31 protein-coding genes are annotated in these 19,345 nt (G+C 66.9%); all 31 read left to right on the top strand.

Going from position 1 to position 19,345, the window contains the following annotated elements; genetic code table 11:
• Positions 1 to 81: 81 nt before the first annotated feature.
• The 31 genes from HEQ22_RS03280 to HEQ22_RS03430 all read left to right on the top strand — a co-directional run bounded on the left by HEQ22_RS03280 (position 82) and on the right by HEQ22_RS03430 (position 19,181).
• Complete coding sequence (locus tag HEQ22_RS03280; protein ID WP_432769773.1) at positions 82 to 318, top strand: hypothetical protein; 237 nt, start codon at positions 82 to 84, stop codon at positions 316 to 318.
• On the top strand, positions 318 to 788 hold the full coding sequence (locus HEQ22_RS03285; RefSeq protein WP_432769774.1) for a hypothetical protein: 471 nt from the start codon (positions 318 to 320) through the stop codon (positions 786 to 788). Before HEQ22_RS03280 ends, HEQ22_RS03285 begins: the two co-directional genes overlap by 1 nt.
• Positions 782 to 2,761 carry a transposase domain-containing protein gene (locus tag HEQ22_RS03290; RefSeq protein WP_432769775.1) on the top strand — a complete coding sequence of 660 codons (1,980 nt, stop codon included), beginning with the start codon at positions 782 to 784 and terminating at the stop codon, positions 2,759 to 2,761. The genes HEQ22_RS03285 and HEQ22_RS03290 overlap by 7 nt, the downstream gene beginning before the upstream one ends.
• A gap of 12 nt (positions 2,762 to 2,773) precedes the next feature.
• On the top strand, positions 2,774 to 3,766 hold the full coding sequence (locus HEQ22_RS03295) for an AAA family ATPase (protein ID WP_432769776.1): 993 nt from the start codon (positions 2,774 to 2,776) through the stop codon (positions 3,764 to 3,766).
• A 23-nt stretch (positions 3,767 to 3,789) separates the two neighbouring features.
• A complete protein-coding gene (locus tag HEQ22_RS03300) occupies positions 3,790 to 4,029 on the top strand; it encodes a hypothetical protein (RefSeq protein ID WP_432769777.1) in 240 nt (79 codons plus the stop codon).
• Between the two features lie 11 nt (positions 4,030 to 4,040).
• Positions 4,041 to 4,694, top strand: coding sequence for a DUF3164 family protein (locus HEQ22_RS03305; RefSeq protein ID WP_432769778.1), 654 nt, complete (start codon positions 4,041 to 4,043; stop codon positions 4,692 to 4,694).
• A gap of 61 nt (positions 4,695 to 4,755) precedes the next feature.
• A complete protein-coding gene (locus HEQ22_RS03310; RefSeq protein ID WP_432769779.1) occupies positions 4,756 to 4,938 on the top strand; it encodes a hypothetical protein in 183 nt (60 codons plus the stop codon).
• 152 nt (positions 4,939 to 5,090) lie between these two features.
• Complete coding sequence (locus HEQ22_RS03315) at positions 5,091 to 5,339, top strand: hypothetical protein (RefSeq protein WP_432769780.1); 249 nt, start codon at positions 5,091 to 5,093, stop codon at positions 5,337 to 5,339.
• Positions 5,336 to 5,527 (top strand): hypothetical protein, encoded by a 192-nt coding sequence (locus HEQ22_RS03320; RefSeq protein WP_432769781.1) that lies wholly within the window; start codon positions 5,336 to 5,338, stop codon positions 5,525 to 5,527. The genes HEQ22_RS03315 and HEQ22_RS03320 overlap by 4 nt, the downstream gene beginning before the upstream one ends.
• Positions 5,524 to 5,796 carry a LexA family protein gene (locus HEQ22_RS03325; RefSeq protein ID WP_432769782.1) on the top strand — a complete coding sequence of 91 codons (273 nt, stop codon included), beginning with the start codon at positions 5,524 to 5,526 and terminating at the stop codon, positions 5,794 to 5,796. The genes HEQ22_RS03320 and HEQ22_RS03325 overlap by 4 nt, the downstream gene beginning before the upstream one ends.
• Positions 5,793 to 6,359, top strand: coding sequence for a regulatory protein GemA (locus HEQ22_RS03330; RefSeq protein ID WP_432769783.1), 567 nt, complete (start codon positions 5,793 to 5,795; stop codon positions 6,357 to 6,359). The genes HEQ22_RS03325 and HEQ22_RS03330 overlap by 4 nt, the downstream gene beginning before the upstream one ends.
• On the top strand, positions 6,359 to 6,772 hold the full coding sequence (locus HEQ22_RS03335; protein WP_432769784.1) for a hypothetical protein: 414 nt from the start codon (positions 6,359 to 6,361) through the stop codon (positions 6,770 to 6,772). The genes HEQ22_RS03330 and HEQ22_RS03335 overlap by 1 nt, the downstream gene beginning before the upstream one ends.
• The gene (locus tag HEQ22_RS03340; RefSeq protein WP_432769785.1) at positions 6,769 to 7,020 is read left to right on the top strand and encodes a hypothetical protein; all 252 of its coding nucleotides are present in this window, start codon (positions 6,769 to 6,771) and stop codon (positions 7,018 to 7,020) included. Before HEQ22_RS03335 ends, HEQ22_RS03340 begins: the two co-directional genes overlap by 4 nt.
• Positions 7,020 to 7,265 (top strand): hypothetical protein, encoded by a 246-nt coding sequence (locus tag HEQ22_RS03345; protein ID WP_432769786.1) that lies wholly within the window; start codon positions 7,020 to 7,022, stop codon positions 7,263 to 7,265. Before HEQ22_RS03340 ends, HEQ22_RS03345 begins: the two co-directional genes overlap by 1 nt.
• Positions 7,262 to 7,528: a hypothetical protein gene (locus HEQ22_RS03350; protein ID WP_432769787.1), complete on the top strand. Its 267-nt coding sequence runs from the start codon at positions 7,262 to 7,264 to the stop codon at positions 7,526 to 7,528. Before HEQ22_RS03345 ends, HEQ22_RS03350 begins: the two co-directional genes overlap by 4 nt.
• A 2-nt stretch (positions 7,529 to 7,530) precedes the next feature.
• Positions 7,531 to 7,923: a hypothetical protein gene (locus HEQ22_RS03355; protein ID WP_432769788.1), complete on the top strand. Its 393-nt coding sequence runs from the start codon at positions 7,531 to 7,533 to the stop codon at positions 7,921 to 7,923.
• Between the two features lie 118 nt (positions 7,924 to 8,041).
• A complete protein-coding gene (locus HEQ22_RS03360) occupies positions 8,042 to 8,608 on the top strand; it encodes a glycoside hydrolase family 108 protein (RefSeq protein WP_432769789.1) in 567 nt (188 codons plus the stop codon).
• On the top strand, positions 8,605 to 9,162 hold the full coding sequence (locus HEQ22_RS03365) for a hypothetical protein (RefSeq protein WP_432769790.1): 558 nt from the start codon (positions 8,605 to 8,607) through the stop codon (positions 9,160 to 9,162). The genes HEQ22_RS03360 and HEQ22_RS03365 overlap by 4 nt, the downstream gene beginning before the upstream one ends.
• Complete coding sequence (locus HEQ22_RS03370; RefSeq protein WP_432769791.1) at positions 9,155 to 9,397, top strand: hypothetical protein; 243 nt, start codon at positions 9,155 to 9,157, stop codon at positions 9,395 to 9,397. Before HEQ22_RS03365 ends, HEQ22_RS03370 begins: the two co-directional genes overlap by 8 nt.
• Complete coding sequence (locus HEQ22_RS03375; RefSeq protein ID WP_432769792.1) at positions 9,397 to 9,624, top strand: TraR/DksA C4-type zinc finger protein; 228 nt, start codon at positions 9,397 to 9,399, stop codon at positions 9,622 to 9,624. Before HEQ22_RS03370 ends, HEQ22_RS03375 begins: the two co-directional genes overlap by 1 nt.
• A complete protein-coding gene (locus HEQ22_RS03380) occupies positions 9,624 to 9,950 on the top strand; it encodes a hypothetical protein (RefSeq protein ID WP_432769793.1) in 327 nt (108 codons plus the stop codon). The genes HEQ22_RS03375 and HEQ22_RS03380 overlap by 1 nt, the downstream gene beginning before the upstream one ends.
• Positions 9,947 to 10,240 carry a VpaChn25_0724 family phage protein gene (locus tag HEQ22_RS03385; RefSeq protein ID WP_432769794.1) on the top strand — a complete coding sequence of 98 codons (294 nt, stop codon included), beginning with the start codon at positions 9,947 to 9,949 and terminating at the stop codon, positions 10,238 to 10,240. The genes HEQ22_RS03380 and HEQ22_RS03385 overlap by 4 nt, the downstream gene beginning before the upstream one ends.
• Positions 10,241 to 10,861, top strand: a complete 621-nt coding sequence (locus HEQ22_RS03390; RefSeq protein ID WP_432769795.1) for a phage protein Gp27 family protein — start codon at positions 10,241 to 10,243, stop codon at positions 10,859 to 10,861. It begins immediately after the preceding gene.
• Positions 10,858 to 12,495: a hypothetical protein gene (locus HEQ22_RS03395; protein WP_432769796.1), complete on the top strand. Its 1,638-nt coding sequence runs from the start codon at positions 10,858 to 10,860 to the stop codon at positions 12,493 to 12,495. Before HEQ22_RS03390 ends, HEQ22_RS03395 begins: the two co-directional genes overlap by 4 nt.
• Positions 12,492 to 14,591, top strand: a complete 2,100-nt coding sequence (locus tag HEQ22_RS03400) for a phage portal protein (protein WP_432769797.1) — start codon at positions 12,492 to 12,494, stop codon at positions 14,589 to 14,591. Before HEQ22_RS03395 ends, HEQ22_RS03400 begins: the two co-directional genes overlap by 4 nt.
• Positions 14,588 to 15,313 (top strand): hypothetical protein, encoded by a 726-nt coding sequence (locus HEQ22_RS03405; protein ID WP_432769798.1) that lies wholly within the window; start codon positions 14,588 to 14,590, stop codon positions 15,311 to 15,313. Before HEQ22_RS03400 ends, HEQ22_RS03405 begins: the two co-directional genes overlap by 4 nt.
• A 314-nt stretch (positions 15,314 to 15,627) precedes the next feature.
• A complete protein-coding gene (locus tag HEQ22_RS03410) occupies positions 15,628 to 16,950 on the top strand; it encodes a phage major capsid protein (RefSeq protein ID WP_432769799.1) in 1,323 nt (440 codons plus the stop codon).
• A gap of 112 nt (positions 16,951 to 17,062) precedes the next feature.
• Positions 17,063 to 17,608 carry a hypothetical protein gene (locus HEQ22_RS03415; RefSeq protein WP_432769800.1) on the top strand — a complete coding sequence of 182 codons (546 nt, stop codon included), beginning with the start codon at positions 17,063 to 17,065 and terminating at the stop codon, positions 17,606 to 17,608.
• A 56-nt stretch (positions 17,609 to 17,664) separates the two neighbouring features.
• Complete coding sequence (locus tag HEQ22_RS03420; RefSeq protein ID WP_432769801.1) at positions 17,665 to 18,219, top strand: hypothetical protein; 555 nt, start codon at positions 17,665 to 17,667, stop codon at positions 18,217 to 18,219.
• Positions 18,220 to 18,222: 3 nt separating this feature from the next.
• The gene (locus HEQ22_RS03425) at positions 18,223 to 18,795 is read left to right on the top strand and encodes a hypothetical protein (protein ID WP_432769802.1); all 573 of its coding nucleotides are present in this window, start codon (positions 18,223 to 18,225) and stop codon (positions 18,793 to 18,795) included.
• On the top strand, positions 18,792 to 19,181 hold the full coding sequence (locus HEQ22_RS03430) for a hypothetical protein (RefSeq protein ID WP_432769803.1): 390 nt from the start codon (positions 18,792 to 18,794) through the stop codon (positions 19,179 to 19,181). The genes HEQ22_RS03425 and HEQ22_RS03430 overlap by 4 nt, the downstream gene beginning before the upstream one ends.
• Positions 19,182 to 19,345: the final 164 nt, after the last annotated feature.

The following is a 19,345-nucleotide window of genomic DNA, read 5'->3' on the forward strand; positions in this document are numbered from 1 at the left end:
GATCACGCTCGGCATATGGTCGGCTGGCCTGTTCGGGCTGGCGGTGATCGTCGAGCCCTTCCTGCCGGACTGGTGGGCGCAATGAGCAACCTTCGCCCCGCGCCCGCCGCGCTGACGCCGCAGCGCGTGGATGCGCTGTTCGCGGCGCTGAACGCCCGCGACCGCGCACATGTCGAGATCACGCTGCGCCGGCTTTCGCTGTCGGACGCGGATATCGAGGCAGTCTTTCACGTCGCGCACCAAATCGACCGCAGCCCGCTGGAAACGGCCGGGGTGCTTGTCAGCGCAGGCATTGAAGCGCTGGGGCCGCGCCGCTGATGCCGAAGGCGCGTCCCACCAACCAGCTGGCCTTTGCGTTCGAGGCCCCGCGCCCCGCGTCGCATCCCGCCGCGCTGGCGGGGATGGACGCGCGCGTCGCGCGGACGGTCGGCGAAGCCCTGAACAGCGACGGCCGCGACCGCGCGGTGATCGCCGCCGAAATGACCGTGCTGCTCGACGAGGCGGTGACGAAGGACATGCTGAACGCCTGGTCGGCGCCGGGGAAGGACAAGCACAATATCAGCTTCACGCGGATGCTGGCGTTGGTCGCGGTGACGAACCGTTTCGACCTGCTCGACCGCGAGCTGCGCGAGATCGGCGCCGCGGTGCTGGTCGGCGAAGAAATCCACACGGTGCGACTGGGGCATCTGAAATCGAAAATAGCCGAGCTGACCGCCGAACTGCGTGCCGCAGAGCGGATGGCGCAGCCGATCAACCGAGGAAATGAAGGGGGTCGCGGGGGATGCTAATGCAGAACAAGCTGTGGTTCACAGCCAACGAACTGGCGGAATTGCAGCTGTCGGGGCTTCCCAAGCGGAAGCGCGATATCAACCGCCTGATCGCCGACGAACGGTGGTCGATCGCGACGGACGCACACGGCGCGCCGCTGGCGCGCAAGCGCGCCGGGCAGCGCGGAGGCGGGCTGGAATATCATGCGTCGCTGCTGCCCGCGGCGGCGCGCGGCGGGCTGGTGCGGCAGGGGCTGATCGGCAGCAACATGGCGGCGGACGGGGAAGCCAGCGATGGCGGCGACGTGTCGAGCCTGTGGAACTGGCTGGCGCGCCAGCCCGAGGCGGTGCGCGCCGAAGCGATGCGGCGCGCCAACGTGCTGTCGCGGGTCGATCTGCTTCACGGTAGCGGGATGCCGCGAACGGCGGCCGTCGCTGCGGTCGCGACGTCCGAAGGGGTGAGCGCGCAGACGATCTGGAACTGGCAAAAGCTGGTCAAGGGCGTGCCTGCCGCCGAACGTCTGCCGCATCTGGCGCCGCGCCGGTCGGGCGGCGGGATCGAGGCCGAGATCGACGCCGACATCTGGCAGGAGTTGCTGTCGGACTATCTGCGCCTGTCGGGGCCGAGTTTCGCATCCTGTTACCAGCGCGCCCACGAAAAGGCCGAAAAGCGCGGGATATCGCTTCCCCATTCGCGGACGCTGTGGCGCAAGCTGGAGCGCGAAGTGCCGGCCCAGGTCATCGTTCTGCGGCGCGAGGGCGAGGAAGAGCTGCGCAAGATGCTGCCCGCGCAAATCCGCTCGGTCGCGGACCTGCACGCGATGGAGCTAGTCAACATCGACGGCCACAAGTGCGACGTGTTCGTGAAGTGGCCGGACGGCCGGATCATCCGCCCGACGATGGTCGCGATCCAGGATGTCTATTCGCGCAAGTTCCTGTCGTGGCGGATCGCCGAGAGCGAAGACATGGTGACGGCGCGGCTGGTGTTCGCCGACCTGTTCCGCGACTGGGGCATCCCCAAGGGGCTGCTATCGGACAATGGACGCGCCTTTGCGTCCAAATGGCTGACGGGCGGCGCCAAGACGCGGTTCCGGTTCAAGGTCCGCGACGAAGACCCCACCGGCGTGCTGGTGGCGCTGGGGGTCAATATCCACTGGACCAAGCCCTATCGCGGGCAGTCGAAGCCGATCGAGCGCGGCTTTCGCGATTTCTGCGACGCCATCGCCAAGCATCCGGCGTTCGAAGGCGCCTACACCGGCAACAAGCCCGACGCGAAGCCCGAGAATTACGGCAGCAAAGCGGTCGATTACGAGACGTTTCTGACCATCTGGAATGCGGGCGTCGCGGCGCACAACCGCAAGCTGGGCCGGCGCACCGAAATGGCTGCGGGGCGGCTCAGCTTCGACCAGGTCTTCGACGAGAGCTACGCGCGATCGGCGATCGGCAAGGCGACCGAAGAACAGCTGCGCATGGCGCTTTTCGCGGCGGACCAAGTGCGCACCGACCGAAAGAACGGCGCGATCACGCTGGCGGGGAACCGCTATTGGTCGACCGAGCTGAGCGAGCTTCGCGGCCAGCGGGTCACAGTGCGCTTCGACCCCGAAAATCTGCACGCCCCGATCCACGTCTATGACCAGTCGGGCCGCTTCCTCGCCACCGTGCCGCTGTGGGAGGCGACCGGCTTCCTCGACATGGCGGGGGCGAAGCGTCGCCAGCGGCTGGAGCAGAACTGGAAAAAGTCGACGAAGCAGTCGGTCAAGGATTTCGACCTGCTTACCGCCGACGAGGTGGTGGCGCGGATGCCCGAATATGAGGGCGACGACGTCGCACCGACGCCCGGCGCCATCCGCCTGGTCCGCAACCGCGGCCAGACCGCCGCGCAGCTGAAGACCGTCTCACAGGTCGCTGAGGCGCCTCTGAGAGACCCCGTAGGCGAAGCCACGATCGACCGGATGGCCCGCGCAGCCGAGCTGCGGCTGCGGGCTGTCGAATAGAGGAGAGAGCAAGTGAACAACCCCGAAGATTTTCCCGTCATCGAAGACGACGAACTGGCGTGGATGCGCGATCACCACGACTCGACCGGCAAGTCGTGGCGGATCATCGCCGACGAAAGCGGGATCAAGTCCGGCACGCTGTCGAACTGGGCCAACGGCACCTATCTGGGCGTCGGCCTGAACGTCGCGAAGAAGGTCTTCAAATATCGGCAGATGCTGGAAAGCCAGGCGCTGCGCACGGCCGAAAAGGTCAGCGCCGGGGTGAGCGATGTCCCCAGCTATATCGAGACGCCGACCGGACGCCGGCTCAAAGGCCTGATGGTCACCGCGCACAGCGGTGAAATCACCTATGCCGGGACGGGTCCGGGAACGGGGAAGACCAAGGAAGCCGAGAATTACTGCGCGTCGGCATCGAACGCGATCATGGTCACGATGAAGCCGACGACGAAAAGCCTGACGGCCTTGCTGGGCGAGATCATCCGCGCGCTCGGCGGCAAGCCGGGGGTGAGCTGGGCGCGGCAGATGTCGGCGCAGGTCATCGACATGGTGAAGGGTCGCCGATTTGTCCTGATCGTCGACGAAGCGAACTGGATGGAGTTCGAGGCGATCGAAGAGCTGCGCGCGCTGCACGATCTCGGCGGGCTGGGCATCTGCCTGCTCGGCAATGAGGAGCTTCACGCGACGATCGAAGGCGGTGCGCATCGCGGCGCGCGACACAGCTATGCCCGCCTGAACAGCCGTATCGCGATGCGGCACGTCCAGGACATGCCGCTGCCGGGCGATATCGACGCCTATCTGGACGCATGGGGCATCGAGGACGGCGCCCAGCGCCAGATGCTGATGAAGGTCGGCCTGACGCCCGGCGTGGGTGGGCTGCGCGAAATTCGCCAGCTGATCACGAACGCGTCGATGCTGGCGCTCTCCGACGAACAGACCCTGTCCCATTCCTATTTGCGCGAAGCGATGTCGACGCGCGCGACCCGCCACCTGCGGCTTGCTTCCTGATTTTTCAACCGAGGAGAAGATCAATGACCCGCTGGCTAGCTATTTATAGCGACAACGACGGCAATTCCCGCGCCACGATGATCACCGCGAAGGATCGTTTTTCGATGCCATTTGGCTTCGACGGCGCAGCCGTGCCCTTGCCCGACTTCAACCCGGGTGGGCCCCTTACCCTCGTCGAAATGCCCGCCGACCCCGAGTTTCGCCCGATGATCGTCGATTGCGACAACGACGAAGAAGCGGCGCTCAACTTCATCGACCTTTGAGGAGAAGACACATGAACGAAGTTACCACCATCACCGCGGCGCACCCGGCAGCGATCGACGTTGCGGGGAAGGCCTATCTGCGCGACGCGAAGGGCAATCTGGTGCCGGTCGAAACCGTGCGGGCGTCCGATTTGCTGATGGACGAGACCGTCCGCAAGATCACCGGCTTTGCCCGCGAGCTGTCGGGGCAGATCGGCCGTTTCAAGGGGCATACGTTCGCGGACGTCAACGGGCTCCAGGCGCTGATCGAGCAGGATTATGGGGTCAGCGTCGGCGGCAAGAAGGGCAATATCACCCTGACCACGTTCGACGGGCTGGAGAAGGTGCAGGTGCAGGTCGCCGACCTGATCGAGTTCGGTCCCGAACTGCAAGCCGCGAAGCAGCTGATCGACGAATGCCTGGTCGACTGGTCGGCCGACAGCGGCGCCGAGCTGCGCGCGCTGGTGAGCCGCGTGTTCAATGTCGAGAAGGAAGGGCAGATCAACCGCGCCGAGCTGTTCATGCTGCTGCGGGTCGAGATCGAGGACGAGCGCTGGAAGCGCGCGATGGACGCGATCAAAGACAGCATCCGCGTGATCGGATCGCAGACCTATGTCCGCTTCTATGAGCGCGACGCCGCCGATGCGCCCTGGCGGGCGATCAGCATCGATCTGGCGAGGGTGTGACATGCGGGGCCGTGTCGTTCCGATAGCCGCTGCGCGCCAGCCTACGCCGCTGGAACGGGCGATGTTCGTCAAGCCGACGCCCGCGCCGATCGCGCGGCGCCCGGCGATCCCGGTCTATGCCATCGGCCGCGCGAACCGATGCCCGGATTGCCATAGCGAGGCCTTCACGGTCGGCCGCATCACCGCCGAGTGCGGCGGATGCGGTCTGCCCCTGCCGATCGTCAGCTTTCGGAGGGTGTCGTGACGCGGCGGCGGGCGTGTAATTGCGGTCGGCCGATATGCCGCCAAAGCCGGTCGGGCCGGTGCGCGTCGTGCGCGCAGATCGCGCGAAACACACCGGAGCTGGTGGCGCGGCGGGCAGCAACGCTGCGCTGCCGTCTTGCGGCTGAGCCCGATATGCGCCGCCGTTACAATGGCCACCTCGACACGACGCGAAGTGGCGCGCTCAACGACTATCGGCTGCGCCGGCTGCGCGCCGCAAAGCTGCCCGACTGGGTGCCGGTCGATATGCGAGCGCTTTATCGCGAGCTGCGCGATGCGCGGCTGACACCTGCCGAAATCCGGGAGGCCATGGCGACGCAAACGGCGGTCGATGCGCGGGCCTTTGCACGGACGGGCACCGTTCCGGCGGGCGCCGCGCGATGACGCCCAACCCCGGCCATCTGCCCGACGAGGCCATCGGCAAGCGCGTGGTCGTGCGGCTCGCCGATGGTTCGGTCTGTGGCCGGGAGCCGGTTTCGTCGAGCGCGCCGCGCGGCTGGGCCGCGGACCGGGCGCGGTGGACGCTGACCGGGGCGCCCTTTGACATCGCAGAATATGAGGTGATCCGATGACCGACAGACAAGTCCAATTGCTCGACTTCATACGCGCGCGGATCGAGGCGAAGGGAGCCGCGCCGACCTATAGCCAGATGGCCCTGCACATGGGGATCAAGCGATCGAATGCGCACAGCATGGTGTCGCACCTGGTCCGAGCCGGGAAGCTGAAACGCACGGCGGCGGCGAAGTGCAATATCGCGCTCGTTGCACCCTATCGGTCGCTGATCGACGTCCCGACCGGCGCGCTGCGCGCCGAGCTGGCGCGGCGGGAGACGACGATATGAACCCCGCAATCAAGATGATCCACGTCGCCAAGCGCGACGTCGGGATCGAGGACAGCGATTATCGCGCGATGCTGGAGCGGGTGACCGGCACGGCGTCGCTGCGCGAAATGTCGGACCGGCAGCACCAGGCGGTGATCGGCGAGCTGAAGCGCATGGGTTTTCAGGCGAAGCCGCGGGCCGGGAAGCTGGCCGGTCCCTATGGCGCCAAGCTGAACGCGCTGTGGCTGTCGGGCTGGAACCTGGGCGTGGTGACCAACCGCAGCGAAGACGCGCTGATCGCCTTTGTCGAGCGGCAGACGGGGATCGCGCACGTCAACTGGGTGCGCGATCGTGCCGATGCCATGAAGGCGATCGAGGCGCTGAAGAAATGGATTGCGCGCGAGGGAGGCGTCGTCTGGCCGCCCTATACCGCCGATCCGCGCCCGCTGAAGCTCGCGGTGATCGCGGCGCAGCACCGGTTGCTGGGTTTTGGCGGTCCCTATGTCGACGATTTGACTAATTCGCTGGCGCAGCTCGACGCGATCATCGCCGGGCTGGGCGAGCAGATCAGGGCGCAAGGCTGATGGTCGCCTACAGCTTCAAAGCCCAGTTTGCCGAGCCGATCGTCAACGGCGAAAAATGCCAGACGGTTCGCGGCGCTCGGAAGCGGCATGCCCGCGAAGGTGAGGCGATCCAGCTCTACACCGCTATGCGAACCAAGCATTGCCGTAAGCTGATCGCCCCCGATCCAATTTGCGTCGATGTCCGCCCTATCAAGATCGGGATCGGGTCGCGCGATCCAAGGATCATAACCGGCATGGAGATCGACGGGGTCGAACTCGACGACGTCGAGATTGAGGCGTTCGCGGTCGCCGACGGCTTCGGCAGCGAGCTGGTCAAGGGTTTCGCCCGGCGACGCATGGGCGAGTTCTGGGTTCAGAATTACGAATGGAACAAGTTCATCGGCGTCGTCATCCGCTGGCGACCGAGCCGATGACGCGGTCGGGATCATCCCGCGCCGACGAGCTGCGCCGTCACCGCGAGATATTCGTCTACGCGCGCGAGCATGGGCTGAGCTTGCGCGACGCGGAGAAAGCGACGGCGCGCGAGCGCAGCCTTGCCGCGCAAGCGCGGCTGGACGTCATCCAGCGCTGTGGTCGCGGCGCTGCCCAACCCGCGCCGATCGGCGCCGAGCAGCCGCAGCGCGCGGTCCCCGAAGATGCCCCTTGGATGATGAGAGATTGATGATGGCTGACGACACAGCATGGCTACCGATCGCGCATTGCCCCAATCAAACTGAGGTTTTGGTGTGCAATGATTGCCTCCTCGGCTGGTGGGCTGTCGCCATTCAAAATGCCCTTGGAGAATGGGAGCACGCGAGCACGAGCATCGGGATGCGGCTCAGGCTGAAACATGAGCCGACCCACTTCCAGCAATTGCCCTCGATCTATCCGATCGCCCTTCGCCGCGGCCGGGACAGCGCTCAATGACCGCGCCCCGCGTTTCCGATCATGCCCTGCTGCGCTTCCTGGAGCGCGCGGGCGGGCTTGCGGTCGAGCAGCTGCGCCACGCGCTGGAAGCGTCGCTCGACCGGGCCGGGAGCGCGGCGGCCGAGATCGGGGCCAGCGAATATCTGATCGTCGTCGATGACCTGACCTTCGTCGTTCGCGGCGGGACGGTGACGACGATCCTGCACGACGGCAGCCCCGCGATGCGCGCCCGCGCGCTCGCCGATCGGGGAGGCCGCGGCTGATCATGGCGCACCTGCCGCCCCTCCTAGCCGAGATTGCCGAGGTCGCGGGCGAGCCCGCGGCGCTGGCTATCGCGCGGGCGCGTGGCGGGACCGAAGTTTATATTCCGCCGGTTCCCGCCAACGATCATTGGCTGTGCCGCCTGGTCGGACGCGACGAGGCGAAAGCGATCTGCGAGGCGCTGACGCGCGCCCAGGGACGTCCGCGGCGGGTCGAATTGCCGCTTGGCCCCGCAGGCAGCGCCGCGAAGAAGCGGGCGGAGGTCGATGCGTTGCTAGGCGCCGATGCGTCCGAACGTGACATCGCGCTGCGGACTGGTTACACGATCCGCGGTGTTCGCGCGCGCCGCAAGAAGCTGGGTATCAAGCGCAACGACGGACAGCTCAGCCTCTTTTGATTGCCGCCTGACAACTTGCCCCGGAACAGGTTCCGGGGCGCGATCCATCCCCGGTCCAGCCTAATCCCACCGCATGACGGCGCGCGCAGGGCGCGCCTTTTCGCGAAGGGACGGGCCAATGGGCGCCGAACTCGACAAGCTGGCGGACAAGCTGATCGATGAAGTGATCGACCGCGAAGGCGCCTATGTGAACCATCCCGCCGATCGCGGCGGTCCCACATGCTGGGGCATCACCGAAGCCGTGGCGCGCGACAATGGCTACACCGGGCCGATGCGCAGTCTGCCGCGCTCGGCGGCGGCGGCGATCTATCGCCGGCTCTATTGGCAGCGGCCCGGTTTCGACAAGGTCGCCGCGCGGGCGCCGCAGGTCGCCGCCGAGCTTTTCGACACTGGCATCAATATGGGGACCGCCATCGCCGGGGGTTTCCTTCAGCGCTCCCTCAATGCGCTCAATCGTTCGGCGCGCGACTTTCCCGATCTTGTCGTCGATCACGACGTTGGCGCACGCACGCTCAGCGCGCTCGACGCCTTCCTGAAGGTGCGCGGCCGCGCTGCCGAGGCGGTGCTGGTGCGTGCGCTCGATGCGCTTCAGGGCGAGCGCTACATCGCGCTGGCCGAGCGACGGCCGAGCCAGGAGGCCTTCGTTTATGGCTGGCTCGCCAACCGCCTCGGGAACGCGGGATGACCTGGGCGGGCGCCTGGCCCTTGCTTCGCCGCTTCTGGTGGCTGGTGCCGCTCGCCGGGCTCATCGCCTGGGCGCTGATCCTGCGCGGCGATCTTGCCGAGGCCCGCGCCGATCTGTCCGCCGAGCAAGCCGCGCACCGGCAGAGCCGGACGAACTGGGCGCTGGCAACCGCCACCGCCACGGCGATCGACCTTCAGCACCGTGTCGCGAAGGAACGCCGCCAGCAGGAAGAAAGCAGGAGAATAGCCGATGATTATGAAGCTCGCATTGCCGATGCTCGCGCTCGCGCTGCCGCTGTCGGCGTGCATCGACCGCCCGCCGCAGCCGATCAAGGCGGTCGCCGAAACGCGCCAGTGCCCGGCCTTTCCGATCCCGCCCGCGTCGCTGATGCGGCGCCCGGTGAAAATCGACTTCCTGCCGGCCCCGGCGGCGCCCTCAACCTAACCGACGCCCTGATCGCCACCGAACAGGCGATCCAGCTCGACGCGCTGATCGACTATGTCGAGGCCCAGGCGCGCGTCGCCGACCCCGGAAAGGAGCAGCAGAATGACTAGCGGCACAAAGCCCTGGTGGAAGTCGAAGACGATCTGGGCCGCGCTCGGCGTCTTCATCATGACGATCGCGCCCGAGCTGGGGCTGGGGATCACGAGCGACGACGCGGCCGGGCTGGGCGGCGCGGTCGGCGATATCGCGACCGGCGCGCTCGCGCTGTTCGCGATCGTCGGCCGGCTGCGCGCGAAGCAGCGCATCGGACCGGTGCCGATCGCGCCGGATGATGCCGGTCAATAATGCGCCACGCCGGGAACCGGGCCGTCGAGCATGCCGAGGCGATGGTCGATCTGGAGCGCGACACGGCGATCGCCGGCATCCGCGCACAGCTCGCCAAGCCTGGCGCGCCCGATTGCGGCGACTGCGGCGAACAGATTTCGAAGGAGCGCCGGGTGGCCATGCCGTCTGCCCAGCGCTGCGCCATTTGTGAAGATCGCCGCGAGCGCGCGGCAAAGCGGGGTTGGTAATGGATTTCGACACTTTCATGCGCTGGGCCGGGGCCGCCGCCCTGTTGCTGACGATCGTCAACACCGGCTGGATCATCGCGGGCCGCGGCGCCAAGCCGTTCACCGATCGGCTCGACAAGCACAGCAAAGACCTGGTCGACCATGACCGGCGCATCCAGACGCTGGAAGGCGAGGCCAAGCACGCGCCGACCGGCGGTCAGGTCACCGGCCTGCTCCTCTCGGTCGAACGGCTCGACGGGCACGTAAAGCGGCTTGAAGAGTCGATGAACGGCCTGACGCACACGGTTCGCAGCATGGACAACTTCCTGCGGAGCGAAAAGGCATGAGCTGGCGCGAAAAGGTCGCCCTGGATGCACGCCTGATCATCCTGCGCGCGCTGGCCGAGCAGACGGACGGCACGCTCAATTCGGTGTCGCTGCGCCGCGTGCTCGACGTCTATTTCGTGCGGCCGGTCGAGTGGATCGACACCCAGCTGGTGAAGCTGGCCGCGCTGGAGGCGATCGAGCTGACGCGCGCGGGCGACGTGGCAATCGCGAAGATCATGCCCGCAGGCCGCGATCACCTGGACGAACGCTCGATCATATCGGGCATCACGACGCCTTCGGATTTCCGTTGAATGGCCGCGGCCGACGATAAGGAGCGCCGCGAGGGGCGCGGACGGCTGTCGTCGATCGACATGCTGCCCGACGAAGCCGAGCCCGATATCGTCTGGGCGCTGGAGCAGCTGCGCGTCCGCGAAATGCCGTCGAAGATGATCCTGGGCGAGTTCAACGCCCGGCTGGCCGATCGTGGCATCGCGCCGGTGTCGAAGTCGGCCTGGGGCCGCTATTCGATCCGCAAGGCGCTTCAGTTCCGCAAGCTCGACGAGGTGCAGCGCATTTCGGGCGAGCTGGTTTCGACGCTCGGCACCGATGGCCCGGACGCGGTGACGGTGATGGTCGCCGAAATGATCAAGCTCGCATCGTTCCAACTGCTCGAAGGCGGCGACCTGACCAGCAAGGGGATCATGGAATTGTCGCGGGCGTTGTCGTCGGCCGTCAGCGCGCAGCGCGGGTCGGACGAATATCGCCGATCGCTTGAACGCCGCGTTGCCGCACAGATCAACGATGCCGCCGACCGGGCGGAGGCGATCGGCCGCGAGGCCGGGCTCAGCGCCGACCGCATCGCGCAACTGCGCCGCGACTTCCTGGGCATCCGGCCCAAGGCGTCCGAACCCGCGGGGGCGCCCGAGGCGTGACCGAGGACATCGTCGCCACCGACGCGCTGCCGACCGTCGACCAAGAGCCGCCCCGGTCGCCGATCGACGATCTGGTTCCGGGCGGTGCGCCGCCCGCGGACATGGACCCGCTCGCCGATGGTATCTTGATGGAACACCAGAAGGCGTGGATCGCCGACCGGTCGGACCTGAAGCTCGCCGAAAAGGGGCGCCGGACGGGCGTCACCTTTGCCGAGGCGCTGGACAGCACGCTGGAGGCGGCGAAGTCGAAAAGCGACGGCGGCGACAGCACCTATTATATCGGCGACACGAAGGACAAGGGGCTGGAGTTCGTCGCGACCTGCGCGGGCTTTGCCCGGACGGTCGCGAAGGAACTGCTGGCGATCGACGAGTTCCTGTTCGACGACGTCCAGCCGGACGGGTCGAGCAAACAGATCGCGGCCTATCGCATCCGCTTCGCGTCGGGCAACGCGATCGTCGCGCTGTCGAGCAACCCCGCCAATATTCGTGGCCTTCAGGGCCGCGTCGTGATCGACGAAGCGGCGTTCCACCGCAATGTCGCGGCGGTGATCGACGCGTGCAACGCGCTGCTGATCTGGGGCGGCGTGATCCGGATCATCTCGACGCACAACGGGGTGCTGAACGCCTTCAACGAGCTGATCAAGGAAACGCGCCAGGGCCAATATGAATATTCGATCCACACGATCAGCTTCGACGACGCGGTAGCCAACGGGCTTTACGAGCGCGTCTGCCTGATGCGTGGCTGGGACGCGAGCGTCGAAGCCAAGGCCAAATGGTATCGGAAAATCCGCAAGTCCTATGGCAGCCGCGTCGAAGCGATGCGCGAAGAGCTGGACGTCATCCCCCGAGAGGGCGACGGGGTCATGTTGCCGCTCGCCTGGATCGAGGCGTGCAGCTCGGCCGAATATAAGGTCGCCCGCTGGGAGCCGCCGTTTCCCGGCTTCGTCGACATGCCCGAGGCCAGCCGCCGCGCCGATATGCTGATGTGGATGACGCGCGAGCTGCTGCCGGTGATCGCGCGCTATCACAACCAGGGCCTGACCTGGTATCTGGGCGGGGACTTCGCGATGCGGCAGGATCGCAGCGCCTATCCGATCGGATATGTCGGGCAGGATTTGAAACGGCATGTGCCGCTGCTCGTCGAGCTGCGCGCCTGTCCTTACGATCAGCAGAAACAAGCGCTGTTCTGGATCGTCGAGCAGCTGGAGCTGATAGGCAGCTTTGCGGGCGGCGTGCTGGACGCCAATGGCAACGGCATGGTGCTGGCGCAGGAAAGCCGCCAGCAGTTCGGCGCCGACCGCATCGTCGAGCTGATGCCGTCAAATGAATGGCTGCGCGAGCACACGCCCCGCTTTCGCGCCGCCTTCGAAGATCGCACGATGCTGATCCCCGCCGACAAGGATGTCCGCGACGACCTTCGCCAGTTCCAGGTCGTCGGCGGCGTCGCTCGCATTCCCCAGCATATCCGGACCACCGGCACCGATGGCGGCAAGCGGCACGGCGATGCCGGGGTCGCGATCCTGAACTTTCACGCGGCGACGATGCGGGGCGGCGGCCAGCGCTGGGCGCCGTTGATCCACGACGCGCCCGCCGCCCCGTCCACCCGAGAAGATGAAGATTGGATACCGGCATGATCGGCCGCTTCGTGAAGGCCGCCCAGGCGGCGGTGCAGACGTTTCGCCATGGCGGGGTGTCGCGGTTTTTCGGGGCGCTGCTGCGGCGGACGCGTTTCGACTATCGCAAGGAGATCGGCGACCTGCTGGACGCATCGGTCGTCATGGCGCCGGTGCAATGGGTGCAGCGCGCGCTGCCCGAGGCCGAGCTGAAGGTTCGCAAGAAGAACCGGGTCGGCGACATCGAGGAAGTCGGCGATCATCCGATGCTGGCTCTGATCCAGAAGCCGAACGACTTCTATGCCGACATCGTGCTGTGGTGGGGCGTCGTGCTGAGCCTGCTGCTCGACGGTAACGCCTATTGGATGATCGTGCGCAACGGCGTCGGGAAGCCGGTCGAGCTTTGGTATATCCCGCACTGGATGCTGGAACCGAAATGGCCGGAAGGCGGTCAGGAGTTCATTTCGCACTATCTCTATGCACCGGGCGGGAGCGTCGATCCGACGAAAGTCGCGCCCGAGGACGTCGTTCACTTCCGCTATGGGGTCAATCCGCGGAACATGCGCAAGGGGCTGTCGCCGATCGACAGCGTGGTCCGCGAAATCTTCATGGACATGGAGAGCAGCAACTTCGTCGCGGCGCTGCTTCGCAACATGGGCGTGCCGGGGGTCGTGATCGCGCCGAAGGGCGGCGCCACGCCCAACCCCGCCGACGTCGAGGCGACCAAGGCCTATATCCAGTCGCAGTTCGGCGGCGACGGACGCGGCCGTCCGCTGGTGCTGGGCGCGCCGACCGAGGTCAGCCAGTTCGGTTTCAATCCGCAGCAGATGAATATGAGCGAGGCGCGCGACGTCGCCGAGGAACGCGTGTGCGCCGGGATCGGCATCCCCGCCGCTGTCGTCGGCTTCGGTGCCGGGCTCCAGTCGACGAAGGTCGGCGCGACGATGGAGGCGATGGGCAAGCAGGCCTGGCAGAACGGCGTCCTGCCGATCGGCAAGCTGATCGCCGACGAACTGAAGCGGTCGCTGCTACCATTGTTCGGCAAGGCCGAGGGGTTGGACGTGTTCTGGGATACGTCGGAAGTGCCGGCGATGCAGGAAGACGAGGACAAGAAAGCCGAACGGTGGGGCAAGCTGGTCGATGCCGGCCTGGCGATGCTTTACGAGGGCCGCGAGGCGCTGGGCCTGGACGTCGACGACAGCCACCGCGTCTATCTGCGCAAGATATCGGTGATCGAGGTTCCCGAAACGGGCGAGCGCCCGCCGCGGTCCGATCCCGCGAAGGGCCGGGGCGCCAAGGACGACGGTCATGCGCACGCGCCGGGCGAACACGGCCGGCGCGCGAGCGAAGATGCCTATGCCCGCGGATCGCGCTTTGCGCTGATCCTTCAGGGGCAGGAAAGAGGGCTCGCAGAGGCGTTCGAGGGGCCTCTCAAGAGCTTCTTCGCCCGGCTGGGCGGTTCGGCGGCGGCGATCGCTTCGCCGCTCCTCGAGGAGCGGTTCGGCAAGAGCGCGCGCGGGGCGAAAGCCGACGAGCTGCTGGTCGATCTGATCCTGGACGGGCTGGGCATTCCGAAATGGGATAGCGAGCTGCGCCGGCTTTATCAGGCGCAATATGCGGAGGTTGCGAAGCAGCATGGCGAAGCGGCCGCGGCGGCGGGGCTGGGTGCGTCGGTTCCCGACCAGGTCGCGCAGTCGATCATCGCCGCGGGCGGGCGCCGGGCGGGGCTGATCGACCTGCCGCGCCAGACCAGGGGCGCGCTGTTCGACGCGCTGGCCGAGGGGCGCGCGGCCGGCGAAGGCGCCGAGGCGCTTGCGGCGCGCATCCTGCCGCAGGTCGAGGGCGGCTTCTGGCAGAGCGCCGAAACCAGGGCGCGGGTGATCGCGCGCACCGAAACCAAATATGCGCAGAATATCTCGACGATCGAGCGCGGCCGCGCCGCGGGCGTCACGAGCTTTATCATCTTCGACGGCCGCCTCGGGCCGGGTCGGTCGCTGCTCGCGCACATGGCGCGCGACGGCCTGATCGCGACGACGGCCGAGGCGATCGCGATGGCCGACGCCGAACATCCCAACGGGACCTTGAGCTTTGCCCCCAATTTCGAAGAGGACGAATGATGTCGATCAAGAGCATGACCATCAAGGCGATGGACGAAAGCGGCAAGGGCCTTGCCGAGCTGGCGACGCTGTCGGCGGTCGACAATGACGGCGACACCTATGAGAGCGGCGCCTTTGGCTGGAAGGCCGGCGGCGAGCAGTGGGCGATGATGATGCCCGCGCACGATCGGCGAAAGATGCCGTTCGGCAAGGCGCGCGTTTACGAAGAGGGCGACACGGCGCTGGCCGAGCTGCACCTGAACCTGAATACCGAGGCGGGGCGCGAGTGGCACCAGGCGCTGCTGTTCGACTTCGCGACCGGCAGTCCAATCCAGGAATGGTCCTATGGCTATAACGTCATCGACATGGACTATCGGGTCAGCGGCAGCAGCCGGGTCCGCGTCCTGAAGAAGCTGGACATCGACGAGGTGTCGCCGGTCCTTCGCGGTGCCGGGGTCGGCACGCGGACGATCGCTATCAAGGGCGCAGAGCTGAAGCATGTGCGGTTCGACGGGCTGATCACCGAACTGGGCATCATGGCGAGCGCGATCGACGCCGACCCCAGCGTGGCGTCGGCGTCGGGGCTGAAGCAGCTGCGCGAGATCCACGACGCGATCGGCCGGGTGTTCGGGGGCGACGACGCCGCGGCCGACGAGCAGGCCGCGAAGGCCGCGAGGTCGGCCGACAGCGAACATGCGACCTTCATCCGGTTCCAGTCGCGCGCGCACCTTCCCCAGGGCTGATCGCCCCTTCCCAAATCGCGCCGCGAGCGTCTCAGGCGATGACGAGCGGCCCTCGTCATCGCCTTTTTCGTCGACCCGCCTTCTTAGCGCTTCTTAGGGCGTCCCAAGGCTATAATTTGCCGCCCCCGGACCCTGCGCATTGTCGCCGCGCGCCATGGCGGTTGTCATCGCCCGCAAATTTCGGTTAGATCGGCGCACCGCATTCCATCGCCGCCGCCGCTCCCCCGGAACATGTTCCGGGGCGAACGCATGGGCGCGCTGCTGCCACATGGGCTGGACTTCAATCCACCCATAGGGAGCAGCAAGCGATGACGGTGAAGAGTTTGACCCTGAAGGAGGCCCGCGAAAAGCTGGGCGCCAAGCAGGATGAGCTGGGCAAGGTTTTCGAGGAAGCGAAATCCGACGACGGCCTGGACTTCAACAAGGTGACGTGCCTGGGCGAGGTGAAGGGGTCGCGCGCGGTCGCCGATCACGTCAAGGCTGCGAACGCGGAGCTCAACGAGCTGGCCGAGCATGCCGAGACGCTGGAAGCTGCCGAGCAGGCAGCCAAGGATTATTCGGGCCGGGAAAAGGGCCGTCGCAACTGGTCGCTTCCGGGCGGCGGCGAAGGCGGCGATCGCGGCGGCAAGGGTCGCGAAGGATCGGGCCTGATCAAGTCGCTCGGCGAGCTGATCGCCGAGGACAAGGATTATCTGGACTGGGCCGCCAAGGGCGCCACCGGCCAGATCGACCTGAGCTTCGCCGAGATGTGGCCGACCGACATGCTGGCGATGGCCGGCGCGGGCGTGCCGACGATCGGCCAAAAGGCGCTTATGATGACCTCGGCGGGCTTTGCGCCGGACAATATCCGCCTGCCTGGTTTCGTCGAGGCGGCGACACGGCCGGTCGAGCTGCTCGATATCATCCCGACGTCGCGAACCGGCAATAACGGGGTCCCCTATATGGAAGAAACGACCCGCGTTCACGACGCCGCCGAGATCGCCGAGGGCGGCGAATATGGCGAGGCCGAGTTCGCCTTCACCGAAAAGGCGAGCCCGGTCCGCAAGATCGGCGACAGCCTGCCGGTCACCGACGAGCAGCTGGAAGACGTGCCGTTCATGGGTAGCTACATCAACAGCCGCCTGTCGTTCGGTGTGCGCCAGCGCGCAGACAGCCAGGTGCTGATCGGCAACGGCACCGCGCCGAACCTGCGCGGGCTGAAGAACACGGTCGGCATCCAGGCGCAGGCGAAGGGCGGCGACTCGGTTCCCGACGCCTTTTTCAAGGCGATGACGAGCATCCGCAACATCGGCCGCGCGGTGCCGACGCATCACGTGATGCACCCCACCGACTGGGCGGGCATCCGCCTGCTGAAGACCGCCGATGGCATCTACATCTTCGGCAGCCCCAGTGAGGCTGGTCCCGATCGCCTGTGGGGTCTTCCCGTCGTCCAGTGTTCGGCCGACGCGGCGGGCACCGGCTATGTCGGCTCGTTCCAGTCGGCATGGGTCAGCCTGGTCGAGCGCCGCGGCATCGATGTCCAGATCGGTTACGTCGGGACGCAGTTCAAGGAAGGCAAGCGCACCATCCGCGCCGACATGCGCGCCGCGCTGGTCTTCTTCCGCCCCGCCGCCTTCAGCTCGGTCACCGGGCTCTGATCGCCCTGCCGGACGGTTGAGCTGGTCCCTTGGACCGTCCGGCAACGGCCCCGGCTGGGCGCGCCCCCTCTCTCCCGGCGCGTCCAGCCGGAATTATTGAAGGAGAATATTGATGAAGATGCCTGGTTCGCAGCCGCGCGTGCGGTCCTGCCCCCTCGGCGTCGCCGCGCTCGGCGTCGAAAACGCCATCCTTGCCGACACGGCGATGGACGATGTCGACGACACGGTGATCGAAGCGTTCGCCGCCCAGCCCGACGTTGCCCGCAACCTGACGGTCAAGGGCAACGACGCCAATGTCAGCGGAAACGTCGTGATCGAAGGCACGAACGCCTTCAACGAGCCGATCAGCGAAACGATCGCGCTGGCGGGCGCCGCCGTCGTCGCGGGCAATTTTGCCTTCCTGACGGTCACCCGGATCACCCTGCCGCCTTATGACACCGCGAATACCGAGCGGGTCCGCGTCGGCACCGGGGCGAAGCTGGGCCTGCCGGTCACGCTGTCGCGCGACACGGTGCTGGCAGCCTTCCGCGGCGGCGTGCGCGAGGCGAACCGTCCCACGGTCGTGTTCGACGCCGACGAAGTCGAAAAGAACACCGCGACGCTCGGCTCGGCGCTGAACGGCACGGCGGTGATCGTCGATCTCTACGAAACCAACTGAGCCCTTCGACCGCCCGCCTCGGCGGGCGCTCAGGGTGATCGGAAAGGAGAATGAAGATGTTTGCGAAGGAACGCCTCTATCTGACTGGCGACGGCGAGCGCCTGGTGCGCGAAGGCGACCGCGCCGCCGCAACGCTCTATGCCGCCGCTGGCGATGAAATCCCGGACAGCGCCGTCCAGCGGTTCGGACTGGCGAACGGCACGCTCGGTACGAATGGGGGCGGCACGAAGGGGAGCGGCACGAAGGACGGCGGCGGCAAGCAGCCGGGCGGCGACAAGGAAAAGCAGCCGGGCGGCGACAAGGAAAAGACGCCGGACGGGGACAAGGCGGCCGGCGCTGCCACCGGCGCGGGCGCGGGCGGCGATGTCACCCCGCCCGGCCCGGATGACCTGACGCTGATCAAGTTCGTCGGCACGCGGTCGGCCGAGGCGTTGACCGCCGCGGGCATCACGAGCTTTGCCCAGGTGGCGGCGATCGACCCTGCGAAGCCGCCTGTGGTCGAGGGCATGGGCGCGCGGGTCAACTGGGGCGCGATCGTCGCGTCGGCGATCGAATTGCACGAAGCGGCCGCGGGGAACGGCGGGGCCGGCGACGCGGGTCAGGGCGTCTGATCCGTGGCGCTGCTCGACCGGGTCAAGGAACGTAGCGGGTCGGACCTGTCCGATACCGAGCTGGAGGCGATCATCACCGCGATCGCCGCCGAGCTGGACTCGCGCCTTGGCCCGGTCGGGCCGGTTACGAAGGAGCTGGGCGACCCCAGCGATCCCGACAGCCGTTTCTTTCGGACGTTGCGGGTCACGCCGCCGATCGGCGCCGGGGCCGTGACGATCGTCGAACTCGATCCGGGCAACAGCGGCGACGCGGGCGCGGAGATCGCGCTGGCGGCCGGCGACTATCGCATCCTGCACGACGGCCGCACGATCCAGCGGCTGACGGGCGGACCGAACGGGCGCGAGCATTGGGCTCCGCTCGTCCGCATCACTTACACCCCCGCCGATGGCGCGAGCGCCCAGCCGGTACGCGACGAGGCGCTGATCAAGATGGCGATGATCGACCTTTATTATCGCGGCGGCATGAAGAGCGAGCGCGCAGGCGATTACCAGATCACGCTGAGCGGCGATCCGGTCGCCGATCGCGAGGCTATCATCACCGGGCTGTTGCCCGCGGCCGGGTTCATGCTGGCATGAGCAAGCGCCGCCAGCCCCTTCCGGAAACCATCGCCCTGGCGCGTTCGCGCGATGCGGTCGTGACTGACGCGCTATCCGCAGACGCCATTATCGCGCGCACCTATGCTCGCGCCCTGTTTCGTGCCTTGCGCGAACGGGTCGGCAACGAGGTCGCCGCATTGTTTGCCGAGGAGCGTGAGGGCCGGATTATCGCCGATCCGGCATTCGACGCCGCTGATCGACTTTATCGGAAAAGCCGAATTTACGTCGAGCCGGTGGCGCGCAGTTTCTTCGCGGTCCTTTTCGAAGAGGCTGCCATTTATCGTTTGATTTATCCGGACGGCACCCAGCGTCACGTAGCCGAGGCGGACTTGCTGGCGATGGCCGGCATCGAGGTGCCGGCATGACGCCCGAAAAGGCCAAGCGCTGCGGCTGCTGCGGCTCGTCCGATGCGCGTGTCGTCGTCGACGAGAGCGCTAAGGCCTACGCAGTCTATCGCTGCGAGCGTCACGTGGGCCGCAACCCCTGCTGCATCCGCGGTTGCGGCCGAACCTTCGCACATAATGCGAAG

The sequence above is a fragment of the Sphingopyxis sp. genome (genome assembly GCF_050916055.1).
Lineage (GTDB): Bacteria > Pseudomonadota > Alphaproteobacteria > Sphingomonadales > Sphingomonadaceae > Sphingopyxis.